Below are 14395 nucleotides of genomic sequence, written 5' to 3' on the forward strand. Positions count from 1 at the left end.
TTATATGGGCACAACCATTTTTTATTCAATATAGTAGGAATAAGAGCATACTTGCACGTTTTCCAGTTGAGAATAGCCAATATTGTACAATTTCACGTCATAATACCTTAACTGGTACGGGTAATTTTTTGTCTTAATTGCGGTTATTAGGAATTTAATTGCAGTTTTGCTATTTTTATTTGCGATTTTCAAAATTTAATTGCAGTTTTGCTAATTTTAATTGCGGTTTTCGAAATTTAATTGCAGTCCACTTAGGTTTACAGAACTTAGAGCTATTTCAAATGGGTTTTATCTAGTAAAAAAAGATTGAACAAATGTCATTCAAACATCTGTTCAATCTTTTTTGTTTCAATTTATTATTTAAAGAATGTTGCCCAAAGTAAATATACATTTAATACTGCAATAACTGAAGCAATCGACCAAGCGACTGATTTCATCCAAGTTTTATTAACGAATTTACCCATTTTCTTAGCATCACTAGTGAACATGACTAGTGGTATAACCGCGAAAGATAACTGTAAAGACAAGATTACCTGACTTAGTATTAATAAATCTGCAGTTCCTTTTGCTCCGTAAAAATAAGTGACGATTAGAGCTGGTGTAACAGCAATTAAACGAGTAATCATTCTTCTTATCCAAGGTTTAAGCTTAATATTTAAAAAGCCTTCCATTACAATTTGCCCAGCTAGAGTACCTGTTAAAGTAGAATTTTGACCTGAAGCCAATAATGCCAATCCGAAAAATGTACTTGCTAAAGTCGTTCCTAGTAATGGAGTAAGAAGCTGGAATGCATCTTCAATTGATGCAACGTTTGTATGACCCGATTTGTAGAAAGTAGAAGCAGCTAATATTAAAATCGCTGCGTTTACAAACAATGCAATCATTAATGCAACTGTTGAGTCAATTGTCGCAAATTTAATTGCTTCTTTTTTACCAGCATCAGATTGTTCAATCTTTCTAGTTTGAACGATCGAAGAGTGAAGATATAAATTATGAGGCATAACAGTTGCCCCTAAAATTCCTAAAGAAATATATAGCATTTTTGGATCTGTAATAACTTGAGAACTTGGAATAAATCCACCAAATACAGCTTTTATATCAGGTTGAGACATGATCAACTCAAATACAAAGCTACCTGTAATTAAAATGATTAAAGAAATAACAAATGCTTCGATATATCTAAATCCTTTGTTTTGTAAAAGTAAAACAAGTAATATATCTAAAGTTGTCAAACAGATTCCATAAAACAAAGGAATACCAAATAATAGATTTAAAGCGATGGCTGACCCAATTAATTCAGCTAAATCACATGCAGCAATTGCGGCTTCACAAAGTACCCAAAGTATAAATGATACAGGTTTACTGAAATGGTCTCGACATGCTTGAGCTAAATCTCTACCAGTAACGATACCCAATTTAGCAGCTAATGATTGTAGAATGATGGCCATTAGATTAGAAATTAAAATAACAGATAATAAAGTGTAATTAAAAGCAGATCCGCCTGCTATTGATGTTGCCCAGTTTCCAGGGTCCATATATCCAACTGCAACTAAATAACCTGGTCCTGCAAATGCAAGAAACTTTCGGAAATTACTAGCTTTCTTTGGAACAGATAATGAACGATGAACCTCTTGTAAACTAGGTTGTGTAGGTTCCTGTCTCCAGCCTGCTTCGTTATATATGACTTTTTCTTGTGATTCTTGTGACATGTTTCCCACCACCTCATTTATTGTACACATCAAATAGTTTTTCCCTAGGGAAAGTTTTTAAATTATATGCTGATTTTAACACAATAGTTCCCAAATGTAATAAAAAATTTTTGATAACTTCGTAAATTTTTAGTAAACAGATAATATACGTAGAATATTTACCTTTTCTTTGTTTCTGCTTTTTTACTATTTCTTATGCAATTCATTCAGATTGTTCAGTTTTTTTGTATATTGAAGTTTATTATCAAGTTAATTATTTTCAAGTGTGATATACTAGTCAAAAAATTCTGTTATATTCGAAGGTGTTTATAAAAAAATTAATATATATGGGAGAGAAATCTATGAAGTTTGTATTAGTATTCGGGCCTCAAGCTGTTGGGAAAATGACTGTAGGCCAGGAACTAGAAAAAATAACAGATTTAAAATTGTTTCATAATCACATGACAATCGATTTGGTTAGTAAGTTTTTTGATTATGGAACAAAGGAAGGCAGTAGATTAGTTAATTTATTTCGAAATGAAATATTTGAAGAGGTGTCAAAAAGTAACTTATATGGAATTATTTTTACATATGTGTGGGCTCTGGATCATAAATCTGATTGGGAGTATGTCGAGAACGTTTGTACCATATTTGAGTCAAAAGGGGCAACAACCTATTTTGTTGAACTTGAAGCAGAACTAGATGAGAGACTTGCACGAAATAAAACTCCGCACAGATTAGAACATAAGCCAACAAAAAGAGATATTGAATGGTCTGAAAACAATTTAATGAAGACAATGGAAAAATTTAGATTAAATTCGATAGAAGGGGAAATACAGAAGGAAAATTATCTAAAAATAAATAACACAAATATGAGTGCAGAAGAAGTAGCTATATTAATAAAAGAGGGATTTGCTTTGTAAGTAGCGATTATAGTTTCACTTCTAATATTCAATCTTTATAATTTTCTCCCATTATAGTAGGTAAAGTAAGCAAATTACTTTTCTTATGATAATGGGCTTTTTCTATCGTATCACTATTAGCCTTATCCGTTTAATTTTACTTCAGCACAACTTTGTAAACTTTAACTTACATCTATTGTTCCCAATCTGTAAACAGAATGTAAGCGGTTTATAATATGATAAAAACAGGAGGTAAAGCCAATGGTCATTGAGAAACGCCCCGCAATACTATTGAACCATTTACTTAATTTAAATCATACGACAATGAATCAAGTTATTAATTCTACGCAGTTAACAAGAAGGCAGGTTTCATATGATTTAGACAAAATTAATTACTGGTTAAAAGTAAAAGGATTACCTCCCATAGAGTACAAAGGTATTCATTACATCAAAATGCCAGAAGATGTTATTCAGTTTTTTAAAGAACAAAAAAACAAAGAATTAAAAAAAGATTTCATTTTTACAGAAGAAGAGCGTCAAATAGTAATCTACTTGTATTTAATTATCCGTAAGGAATCAATTTCAACAGCTCATTTAACTCAACTATTAGGAGTTAGTAAAAATACAACGATCTCCGATGTGAAGAAGTTAAATGAAATAATTGGTACTCAGTTAGTAAAAATTGAATACTCAAGACAAAATGGTTATCACTTAGAAGGCACAGAATTTGATAAGAGAGTTTTACTTATGCAATTCCTATCTCGGCTTTTACAAATACCATATGGTGAAAAAATTATAAATTATATTTTAAAGGATCGAGATAGACTTTATGAATTCGTAGATATGCATAATGTGCTAATTCAAATTGAAAAAGATTACAATCTTCATTTTGTAGAGGAACGATTAAAGCAATTTGTATATTTTCTTATTTATTATTTTTACCGCCAGACAGAAAAAAAGTTTGTTTTATTTCATCCTGATGAAATCCAAATTCTAAAGCAAGATTCAATGTGGATAGTAGCGGAGAAGATTAGTCAACTTCTTCAAATTAATGGAAATGATCCAGAAATATGTTATCTTACAATTCAGTTATTAGGTTTATCTTTAGGGAGAAACCAAGTTCAAGAAGATGATCGTGGATTACTTTTTAAGCTATGTGAACAATTAGTATTCGACTTTGAATCAAAGGCTTGTATTGCTTTTGAGAAAAAGAATGAAGTAGTTAGTACATTGTATCAACATTTAAAACCAGCTTATTTTCGCATGAAATATAGAATTCCTATTTTTAATCCTTTGCTTTCTCAAATAAAGAATGAGCATAAAGAACTTTTTACAATTGTAAAAGAATTGCTTTCTCCAATCGGGACTCTTTTAAGTATCACGATACCAGAAGAGGAAATTGGCTATATTACTATACACTTTGGTGCACTTTTAGAGAAACCCAAAAAGGTTCTTCCACAAAAGAAACGTGCAATCGTTGTTTGTCCAAGTGGAATTAGTTCTTCATTAATGGTCAAGCATCAACTTGAGGCACTGTTTTCTGAAATTATCGTAGAGAAAATATTATCAATACAGGAATTTAGAGAAGGAAATTTCAATGAATATGATCTAATGTTTTCCACAGTTGATTTAGAAACAAAAATACCATGTTTTAGAGTTAAACCAATTATGACACCGAGTGAAAAAAATAGCATAGTCAATGAAGTTTACCAGTATTTATTTGGGATTCAATATTATGATCTTTCAATGAATGAACTAATTCAAACAATTGAAAAGTATGCGAATGTTTACGACGAAGTGGGGTTGAAAGCTGCTTTAAGTCAAATTACTTTTCATAAAAAAGTAGATATATCTAGGAGGAGACAACCTGTGTTACAAGATCTATTAAAAGAGGAAACAATTCAAATGATTGATCATCTTTCAAATTGGGAAGATGCCATAAAAGTTGTGGCCGATCCATTGTTAAAGAATGGAGCAATTAATAGGTCATATGTAGATGCAATGCTAGAAAATATAAAAACGTTGGGTCCGTATGTAGTAATAGGTCCAGAAGTTGCTATTCCTCATGCTCGTCCAGAAATGGGAGTAAACAAAGTAGGAATGAGTTTTTTAAAACTGAACAAGCCAGTATTCTTTTTAAATGATGAAAAGTATCCTGTTCGACTATTGTTTTGCATTGCCGCAATTGATAATAAAACACATCTGAAAGCTCTTTCGCAGCTGACAAAGTTGCTTAGTGAAAAAGAGAATATTGAACTTCTGAAGGAGGCTAAATCTTCAAATGTATTAGTTGAATTATTTGAACAATATTCAGCGGTAAATTGATCTTCAAGTTTAATAGATTAGTTGAAAAAAATGGAGGGATTCGTTATGAAAATTTTAGCAGTATGTGGCTCAGGGTTAGGAAGTAGCTTTATGTTAGAGATGAATATTGTTCAATTATTAAATGAGTTAGGAGTAAGTGGGATTGAAGTAGAACATTCAGATCTTAGTTCTGCTACGCCTGATTCAGCAGATATTTTTATCGCGGCAAAGGACATAGCAGAAGGTATGGGGCATTTAGGTGAGGTCGTTGTGATTGATAGCATTATCGATATGGATGGTCTTCGTACGAAGTTAACACAAGTTCTTCAATCAAAAGGCTTATTTTAAATTTTACATCAAATATTATTTATAGGAGGTTTTGTTCGTGGAAGCAAGGTTTCTGAAATTAATTATGGATGTATTAAGTCAACCGGCAGTTTTGGTAGCACTAATTTCACTTGTTGGACTTATTATTCAAAAAAAGCCTACAAGCGAGATTATTAAAGGGACAACTAAAACTTTTTTAGGATTTATCGTTATTTCTGCCGGTGCTGGAATTGTCGTGAGCTCACTAGACCCTTTTGGTAAGATGTTTCAAGAAGCCTTTCATGTTTCAGGTGTAGTTCCAAATAATGAAGCAATCGTAGCAATGGCGCTATCAAAATATGGTTCATTTACTGCATATATTATGTTCTTTGGTATGGTTGCAAACATTATTATTGCTCGATTTACTAGATTAAAATATATATTTTTAACGGGTCACCATACATTATATATGGCTTGTATGCTAGCTGTTATTTTAGTAGTTTCTGGGTTAAAAGGTGTCCCTCTTGTAATCGTTGGTTCACTAGCACTGGGATTAATTATGGCTGTTTTTCCAGCTTTAAGCCAACCATTTATGAGAAAAATTACAGGTAACGATAATGTAGGATTTGGACATTTTTCAAGTTTAGGCTATGTTCTTTCTGGATTAGTTGGAAAGGTAGTCGGAAAAGGATCACGCTCGACTGAAGAGATAAAATTTCCAAAAGGATTAGGATTTTTACGTGATAGTTCGGTTACGATTGCGTTAACGATGACGATTATATACCTTGTTATAGCACTATTTGCTGGTCCTACTTATATTGAGAAGGAACTAAGTGGGGGAACTCATTATCTTGTTTATTCATTAATTCAATCAGTTACTTTTGCTGCGGGTGTCTTTATTATCTTATCTGGTGTGCGACTTGTTTTGGCTGAAATTGTACCAGCATTTAAAGGTATATCAAATAAGTTAGTTCCAAATTCAAAACCTGCACTTGATTGTCCTATTGTTTTCCCATATGCACCAAATGCAGTTTTAATTGGTTTCTTTTGTAGCTTTCTCGGAGGGATTGTAGGAATGGTTTTCCTTGGTCTAACAGGATCTATTATCATTTTACCGGGGGTTGTTCCTCACTTCTTTACTGGAGCTACAGCTGGAGTATTTGGTAATTCTACAGGGGGAATACGAGGGGCAACGATTGGTTCATTCGCAAATGGTTTGTTAATTACGTTCTTACCTGTCTTTTTATTACCAGTTCTAGGCGACTTAGGATTTGCAAGTACGACCTTCTCTGATGCAGACTTTGCTACATCAGGAATCATTTTAGGTCATATTGCTAAGTCATTTGGGGCAACCGGCGTAACGGTAACAGTGGTAGGTTTAGTTGCAATAGCTGTCTTGTTTGGATTCTTCAAAAAAGATCGCAACAACAGTAAATCTGCTAACATCGAAGCTTAATTAATGTCAAATTACTAATCTACTAAGATCTAAAATGAGCTAAATTATGAAAATGATGTATGTTTTATTTTATTGATTAAAGGAGGATTTCAATTGTCATTCAATCTTCAAAAAATAGAGGAATTTCGTGATGAGATTCGCTTTCTAACATTAAAAGAACTTTATAATCTTGGTTTTGGACATTATGGTGGAAGCTTATCAATTATTGAGACTTTAGCGGTTTTATACGGTGAAGTGATGAAGGTCGATCCTAAAAACCCTACATGGCAGAAACGTGATTACTTTATACTATCGAAGGGACATGGAGGACCAGGTCTATACGCAACCTTGGCTTTAAAGGGATATTTTGCTGAAGAGGTATTATATACTTTAAATCAAAATGGGACTACACTTCCTTCCCATCCCGATCGAAATTTAACGCCTGGTATTGATATGACAACAGGATCTTTAGGACAGGGGATATCAGCAGCAGTTGGAGTGGCTTTGTCTCATAAACTATCTGAAATGGATAATTATACTTATTGCATAGTAGGTGATGGAGAGCTTAATGAAGGGCAGTGTTGGGAGGCACTTCAATTTGCTGCGCACCATAAATTAAACAACTTATTTGTTTTCGTCGATGACAATAAAAAGCAGCTTGATGGTTTAACAAAGGATATTATTGATCCACTTGATTTTGTAGAAAAATTTAAGGCTTTTGGTTTTTACACATTAAAAGTCAATGGAAAATCAATCGAACAAATTTATGACTCGATTATGAAGGGGAAATCTCAGAGCGACAAACCAATTGCAATTATTTTAGATACGGTTAAAGGTCAAGGTGTTAAATATTTAGAAGAGAAAGTTGATAACCATCATATACGGCCTAACCAAGCGGATGAAGAAGCAATTTTAGAAGCAATTACAGAACTAGGATATAAATTAGGAAGGGTCGTGAATTCATGATTCAAACACCATTTAAGAGTTATGAATTAGATCGTATAGAAATGAGACAAATGTATGCCAATACACTACTTGAAATGGCGCAGAAAAATCCAAATGTAATTGCCCTAGAAGCTGATTTAATGAGTGCGATTACTACAAGTAAAATTATTGGTGAAATACCAAAACAATTAATAAATTGTGGGATTATGGAAGCGAATATGATGGGAGTAGCTTCTGGTCTATCACTCACTGGAAAAGTTCCTTATGTTCATACATTTGCGCAATTTGCTACTCGTCGGGCGTTTGATCAATTGTTCGTTTCAGGTGCATATGCAAGATTGAATATAAAAATATTAGGTTCTGATTCGGGAGTTACTGCAGAGCATAATGGCGGTACACATATGGCATTTGAAGACTTAGGACTTGCTCGTTTAATTCCAAATGCAAATGTATATGAAGCAAGTGACGCCAATCAACTTGGTTACTTACTCCGCAAAGTTGAGAAGGAATACGGAATTCATTATATCCGTACAATTCGTAAAAAAGCTGTCAAACTATATGATGAAAACGAAACATTTGAGTCAGGTAAAGGTAAGGTCCTTCGAAATGGTGATGATGTAACAATCATTGCAAGTGGCATTATGGTAGCTGAATCGCTAAAAGCTGCTGACATACTTCAGAGTAAAGGAATCGAAGCAAGTGTAATTGATATGTTTTCAATAAAGCCAATTGATAAAGACTTAATCGTACAATATGCAAATAAAACAAGGGCAATCGTCACAGCAGAGAATCATAATATTATAGGTGGTTTAGGTAGTGCGGTAGCAGAAGTATTAAGTGAGCATTGTCCAACTAAAATGAGACGGATCGGGATTAAAGAACAATTTGGGCAAGTTGGCAAGGAAGACTATTTAAAGGAATTTTATAAATTAACGGCAAATGATATTGTTAAGAGTGTAGAGGAATTAAAAAACTAGAAAAAGTTAACTATTTTAAGAAGTTGTTTTTTTACAGCTTCTTTTTTTTCATGTTAAGAATTTATAAATTGAGAGCGGACAAGAAAAATCATTTGTTAAAGAGAATTTATATGTTGTGAATGACTTAATTGACAGGCTTTGCAAGCAAAAGTTGCATGGTTTAATAGAAAGATAGAAAAACCACCTAATTTGAAATAGGTGGCTTTTTTGTATTAGTTGCTGTTAGGATCAGTGTCGTCGTGGTATGTACTTCCACCAGTTTGAGCATTAAATGTCCAATCAACTTTTAACTTGTCTCCTTGGAATTCATTTTGATTTTGTCCATTATCAACAAACTCGAATAATACGAAAATCTTTTCTTTTTGACCTGCTGCAATGCCGTCCGGGTCTTTTGTACTACCTACAAATTGAGTAATTGCTGTTAAATCAGGAGTTTGATTTTGTAAGTCATATAAAGTTGTATCAACGATCTCATTTGTAGCACTACTAGTGTTATACATGATTGTTACTTTAATATTTTTTGCTAAATCTTCAGTATTATCATTTTTTACGTCTTCAATTTGATATTTAGTGTTTAATAAAACTTTGTTAATATCTAGAGTTCCATTGTTTTCTAACGTAAATTCACGATATACTTCATCGCCAGGTTTTAAATTACTAATGTTAACAACAGCATTAGGATTCATACCTAAGTCTAATGTACCTGCTGCAAACGTATTATCAGTTTTAATTGTATCGCTGAAATACGCAAATGTACCACCACTAATTAATGATAATCCGACTGCTCCACTCATAACTACCTGACCAATTCTCTTAGTAAAACTCATTTCATTTCCCCCTTAAGGTTTATTTATTAAACTCTTAAGCTTTTATTTTGTACTTAAGAGATCTAACCAACTTCATCCTGCAGTTTTTTGTTCAAACTCTTTTCTTAATTGGAATAAATTGTGTAGTGCTGAAAGAGTTAAAAGGATACCTGGAACAATTAACAATAGCGCTGATCCAGCTTTAGAGCTTACAAAATTTAATGCATAACCAACATATGGAACCGTGAAATTCGAATATTTTCCTACTATATTTTGAGGGTACACTGTCCATAAGTCTTGGGCATTATTGTTATCACCCTTCGTTTTATATGAAATTTCTCCATTTTTATGATGGACAGCCGCTATTCTGTGAGTGATTAGCTTATTATCCATTTGGAAGGTAACAACATCACCCTTTTGATAAGACGATGGATTTGCACCTAGCTTAACTGCAATAATTGAACCTGTATGAAAAGTAGGTTCCATTGACCCAGATAAAACAGCTTTTAATTGATAGCCTAAAATGGTAGAATCTCCACCCGTAAACCTAGAAGAAATTACAATAAAAGCTAAGAAACACAAGATGACAATAGAAATACTTTTAAAAATATTACCTACAATTGATAAAGTTTTCTTCAACATGAGATATCACCTATTCGTTTTGAATTATATTTACTGAATTATTAGAAATTTAGTCTGAGATTGTATCCGTATTGGTATGATCAGAATCCTGGTTTGTAACTGAATCTGTACCGGTATGATCAGATTCCTGACTCAGAACAGAATCTGTATCAGAATTATTAGAATCCCGGCTCAGAATTGAATCTGTATTAGAGTTAATAGAATCCTGGCTCGGAATTGAATCTGTATCAGAACTATTAGAATCCTGGCTCCGTATTGAATTTGCATCAGAACTATTAGAACTTTGGCCCTGACCAGAATCGGTAGCATTTTTAAGTTCACTAGTATCGTTATTGATCATTTCTTTACTTTTACCTAGCTGGGTTTGAATTGTAGATTTAATGGACGATATCTTTTGAAGATTAATTGTTTCATTTAATTGCAGGATTAGTTGATTAACAACCTGGTAGCCTTTCCTCTCATATTCATAGTTACTTTGTTCAGTTTCAGGAAGTTCATGAATTTGATTGTGATAAGAGTTCAACTGTTCTTGTATACTTTGTAAACTCTTAATCTCATTATTTATTTCATGTTCCTCATTAAGAACAGTAGTAAGTAAATTTGACAAATCAGAGCCAGTACCATTAATTGATGTCTTTAGGATCGACTTATATAAATGATTAGCTCTTGTTGAATGATCTTTTGCAGCTATTTCTAGTTGTTGGATTGTTTTAGGAAACACAATTGCTGCTGAAACGATTTGTTCTGATGATGCCCGACTAGAAAAGGTTGCCTCCGTTTGACCAACTGTTTGCATTGCCAAGTAAAATTGAATAGAACATAAACTTACGATGATGGAGACTTTTTTTCTTGCTTGTTTCAAATTTTCACTCCTTTGCAAAAGCCCTGTTGAAATTCATTATTGCTCAGTTGTCGGAAAATTGAAACCGGGTTATTTTCGACTCAATTATCGGTAGTATTTTGTCGTAAATAGTCGATTTTAAAGTGAGAAGCTTAAAAAACAGCCCCAAAAGAACCCGGGTTCGACATATTGATTTAATTTTGAATTTTCTCAATAATGAAAATTGCAGTCGCAACAAAATTAAATAAGGGGTGAAAGTTTTGAGAATGAAAAAAGAGAAAAAAATGAGAAGAAAAGCAATTCCAACAGTAATGGCGTTAACTGTAGCATTTGGAGGAGGTTTAACAACTTTACCTTCATTTGTAAATGTAAAAGCAAGTGCAGCAACAGTTGATCAAGCTTTAAGTAAGGATGAAATTGTAAAAGCTTTTCTTAATTCAAAAGTAGAAGGTCTTGCAAGATCAGGTTCTTCATGGGAACAATTTAAAGTTATTAGTGAACAAGCTGACAGCACGACAAATACTTACCATGTCAGAACAGTTGAACAGTACAAAGGAATTCCAATTTATGGATCTGGACAAGCTGTTGCACTAGACGCAAATAACAATGTATACGCATCATTTGGTAATGTAACACAAAAATTATCACGTACAATTATTCCAACTGAAGCGGCTATTTCTAAAGAAGATGCAGAAGCAACAGCTAAGGAGAGTATCGAATCTCAAATTGGCACTGTTAAAAATTATGATGGAATTGATACTGAATTAACAATTTACCCACATAATGGAAAGTATTATTTAACATATTTAGTTAAGGCTTCAACTTCTGTGCCAGCACCTGGTTACTTCCATTATTTTGTGGATGCAACTAATGGTGAAATAGTAGACAGCTTTGATGCAATAGATAATTTAGCAGATCCAGCAAAACTTAATGTTGCGGTTGGAAGAGGGTTAGACGTATTTGGCAAAATGCAGTCATTCCCTGTAGGAAAAGACACTACAACTGGAACTAGCTATTTATATGGTGGATCAATTGCTGGTGGTACTACAACGTCACCAAATATCGTGCCACTTGCAACTTTTGATGCTCATCGTATGGGTGAAACTCCATTTATTCTTCTTTCAGCACTATTAGGATTTACAGGATTTGAAATAGAAACAAAAAGTTCAACTAATTTTTTCTATGATCCTGCTGGAGTATCAGCTCAAATGAACTCTGATAAAGTAAATAAATATTATCAAACAGTGCACAAACGTAACAGTTTAGATAATAAAGGAATGACGTTAATCAGCACGGTTCATATCGGATCAAAATGGAATAATGCAGCTTGGAACGGAAAGCAAATGCTATACGGAGATGGTGATGGAATTGTTCTTGGTTCTTTAGCAGGCGGATTGGACGTTACAGGTCACGAAATGACACATGGTGTAATCTCAAATACTGCAAACCTTACGTATCAAGATGAGTCTGGTGCAATTAATGAATCATTGGCAGATATCTTCGGAGCATTAGCTGAAATGAATGCTGCAGGTGCTACAGTTCCATCTGATTGGGAGATGGGTGAAGATATCTACACTCCTACAAAAGATGGTGATGGAGGACTTCGTTCGTTAAGCAATCCAAAATCTAAGTCACTTAGTCCTATTTATGGTTTAAAGGATAATAAATATCCAGATAATTACGCGGATCGTTATTTAGGTACAGAAGATAAAGGTGGCGTACACATTAACAGTAGTATTAATAATAAGGCTGCATACTTAATCGCTGAGGGCGGCACACATAATGGCATTACAGTAACTAAATTACAACGTACAGTAGCAGAAAAAATTTACTACCGTGCATTAACAATGTATTTAACACCTTCTTCTGGATTTAAAGAAATGCGTGAAGCTGCTATTCAAGCTGCTCGTGATTTATACCCAGATAGCAAAACTACGGGTCAACCATCAACACAAACAAAAGCAGTAATGGATGCATATACTGCCGTAGGTGTTCAATAATAAATAAACTTAAAAACCATGAACATTTGTCTGTTCATGGTTTTCTTATAATCTATTAACTTTTACCTATTCATCAATAAAATTAGTATTAAATTACTACTTTTTATTATTAATTTTTTATTAGAATAACTTAATAATTTGTGTGTATAGCATGATGGAATCCATGCTTAACTATTGTATATTTAGTATAAGTTTTAGGATAGGAGGAGCAATCAATGATCGAAGGAGAAGTTATAAAATTTTATCGAACTAAAGCCGGACTAACACAAGAAGAACTAGGAAAAGGAATCTGCTCTTCCAAGCACGTAGGAAAAATTGAAAGAGGGAATACATCCTACTCTTCTGAGATTATTACCTTGTTTTCTGAACGATTACAAATTGATATTCGAAAAGAAATTGCGAACTTTGAAAATCTTGAAAATAAACTACAAAACTGGCATACAGCAATTATTAAACTAAGAATGAAGGAAGTTGATTCATATAAAAAAGAGCTAGAAGAAAGCCCTTTTATTAATTCGCCAAAATATGATGCTTGGTATCAATTGCTGCTAGCAAGATATTATCTCTTAAAGAACGACTATAAAAACACTTATACAATTATTCTAAGTATACAAAGAAACTATAAAGATCTACCTCCTTTTGAAAGAAATCTCCTTTTGCATGTAATAGGCATTTATTATTTAAATAATTACAATAATTCAAGTACAGAGAATCATCATAAAGCAATACAAACTTTAAAGAAGATTGATCTAAACGAATACGGAAATCCAGAATACTACTATCATTTAGCAGTAGCATATGGATGGGTTGATTCTAAGGTAATGGCTTATGTATACGCAGAAAAAGCGCTTAAATATTTTAAAGATACAAGTAATTATTTACGTGCCATAAATGCTGAATCAATTATGCTTTTACAATCAAGCAACGATGGGCATTTAGATTTTAAAAAATTAAAACAATCATACAAGAATCTGATTCATGATAGTGAAACGCTCAATGCACCAGATAAAACAGGGATGTTATTAAATAACTTTGCTTTGGAATATTTTAAAAGAAAAGATTATGAAAAAGCGCAAAAATATTATAAAGCAGCATTACAATTGGAGAAAAAGCCATCGGTAATTTATCTTCAACGACTTAATAATTATCTTAAAAGTTCATTTGAAGGTAAATTAATGCGTAAATCTGCTTTATTAAATAGTGCTCAAAAAGGTCTAACAATCGCGAATAATTTAAAGAATCAACATTATCAAATTCTTTTCACTTTGCTGATCTATATGATTGAAAATAAAACGAAAGAGTATACACAATACATAGAAAAGACCGCTTTTCCATACTTTAAGTCACGCAATCATACTATTTTCATGAAACGATATGGTAAGGAGTTGTATGATTATTATGTGAAAGAAAAAGAGTTTGAGAAGGCAGTTGAAATGTCTAACTTCTTAATAGATGTTATTAAAATACATAACTAAAGGACTGTTGTCGGACAGTTCTTTTATTTTTTATTTTTTCAGATTAAAGAAGGAGTTTGACGAATAAAGTTTCA

12 protein-coding genes are annotated in these 14395 nt (G+C 32.8%); 8 read left to right on the plus strand and 4 right to left on the minus strand.

Annotation, left to right across the window (positions count from 1 at the left end; all coding sequences use genetic code 11):
- Positions 1 to 356: 356 nt before the first annotated feature.
- A complete protein-coding gene (locus CN946_RS17800; protein ID WP_098862361.1) occupies positions 357 to 1709 on the minus strand; it encodes an Nramp family divalent metal transporter in 1353 nt (450 codons plus the stop codon).
- A gap of 341 nt (positions 1710 to 2050) precedes the next feature.
- On the opposite strand from CN946_RS17800, the gene CN946_RS17805 reads away from it, so the two are divergent.
- The 6 genes from CN946_RS17805 to CN946_RS17830 all read left to right on the plus strand — a co-directional run bounded on the left by CN946_RS17805 (position 2051) and on the right by CN946_RS17830 (position 8557).
- Entirely contained in the window at positions 2051 to 2611 is a 561-nt protein-coding gene (locus tag CN946_RS17805) for a DEAD/DEAH box helicase family protein (protein WP_098862362.1), read from the plus strand.
- Positions 2612 to 2851: 240 nt separating this feature from the next.
- The gene (locus tag CN946_RS17810; protein ID WP_098862363.1) at positions 2852 to 4915 is read left to right on the plus strand and encodes a BglG family transcription antiterminator; all 2064 of its coding nucleotides are present in this window, start codon (positions 2852 to 2854) and stop codon (positions 4913 to 4915) included.
- A 45-nt stretch (positions 4916 to 4960) separates the two neighbouring features.
- Complete coding sequence (locus tag CN946_RS17815; protein ID WP_098862364.1) at positions 4961 to 5242, plus strand: PTS sugar transporter subunit IIB; 282 nt, start codon at positions 4961 to 4963, stop codon at positions 5240 to 5242.
- A 37-nt stretch (positions 5243 to 5279) separates the two neighbouring features.
- The gene (locus CN946_RS17820) at positions 5280 to 6656 is read left to right on the plus strand and encodes a PTS ascorbate transporter subunit IIC (RefSeq protein ID WP_098862365.1); all 1377 of its coding nucleotides are present in this window, start codon (positions 5280 to 5282) and stop codon (positions 6654 to 6656) included.
- Between the two features lie 93 nt (positions 6657 to 6749).
- Positions 6750 to 7601, plus strand: a complete 852-nt coding sequence (locus CN946_RS17825) for a transketolase (RefSeq protein WP_098862366.1) — start codon at positions 6750 to 6752, stop codon at positions 7599 to 7601.
- Positions 7598 to 8557, plus strand: coding sequence for a transketolase family protein (locus CN946_RS17830; protein WP_098862367.1), 960 nt, complete (start codon positions 7598 to 7600; stop codon positions 8555 to 8557). Before CN946_RS17825 ends, CN946_RS17830 begins: the two co-directional genes overlap by 4 nt.
- A 212-nt stretch (positions 8558 to 8769) precedes the next feature.
- Here the strand turns inward: CN946_RS17830 and CN946_RS17835 are convergent, their stop codons facing one another.
- The 3 genes from CN946_RS17835 to CN946_RS17845 form a co-directional block, all read right to left on the minus strand.
- Positions 8770 to 9384: a TasA family protein gene (locus tag CN946_RS17835; protein ID WP_098427180.1), complete on the minus strand. Its 615-nt coding sequence runs from the start codon at positions 9382 to 9384 to the stop codon at positions 8770 to 8772.
- Positions 9385 to 9456: 72 nt separating this feature from the next.
- Complete coding sequence (sipW, locus tag CN946_RS17840) at positions 9457 to 10005, minus strand: signal peptidase I SipW (RefSeq protein ID WP_098862368.1); 549 nt, start codon at positions 10003 to 10005, stop codon at positions 9457 to 9459.
- 49 nt (positions 10006 to 10054) lie between these two features.
- Positions 10055 to 10867: a DUF4047 domain-containing protein gene (locus tag CN946_RS17845; RefSeq protein WP_098862369.1), complete on the minus strand. Its 813-nt coding sequence runs from the start codon at positions 10865 to 10867 to the stop codon at positions 10055 to 10057.
- Between the two features lie 263 nt (positions 10868 to 11130).
- Here CN946_RS17845 and CN946_RS17850 point away from each other — a divergent pair, with 263 nt between their 5' ends.
- Together CN946_RS17850 and CN946_RS17855 are read left to right on the plus strand one after the other, a co-directional pair.
- The gene (locus tag CN946_RS17850) at positions 11131 to 12846 is read left to right on the plus strand and encodes a M4 family metallopeptidase (RefSeq protein WP_098862403.1); all 1716 of its coding nucleotides are present in this window, start codon (positions 11131 to 11133) and stop codon (positions 12844 to 12846) included.
- Between the two features lie 215 nt (positions 12847 to 13061).
- On the plus strand, positions 13062 to 14321 hold the full coding sequence (locus CN946_RS17855; protein ID WP_098862370.1) for a helix-turn-helix domain-containing protein: 1260 nt from the start codon (positions 13062 to 13064) through the stop codon (positions 14319 to 14321).
- Positions 14322 to 14395 lie beyond the last annotated feature (74 nt).

Source organism: Bacillus sp. AFS053548 (assembly GCF_002575105.1).
Lineage (GTDB): Bacteria > Bacillota > Bacilli > Bacillales > Bacillaceae_G > Gottfriedia.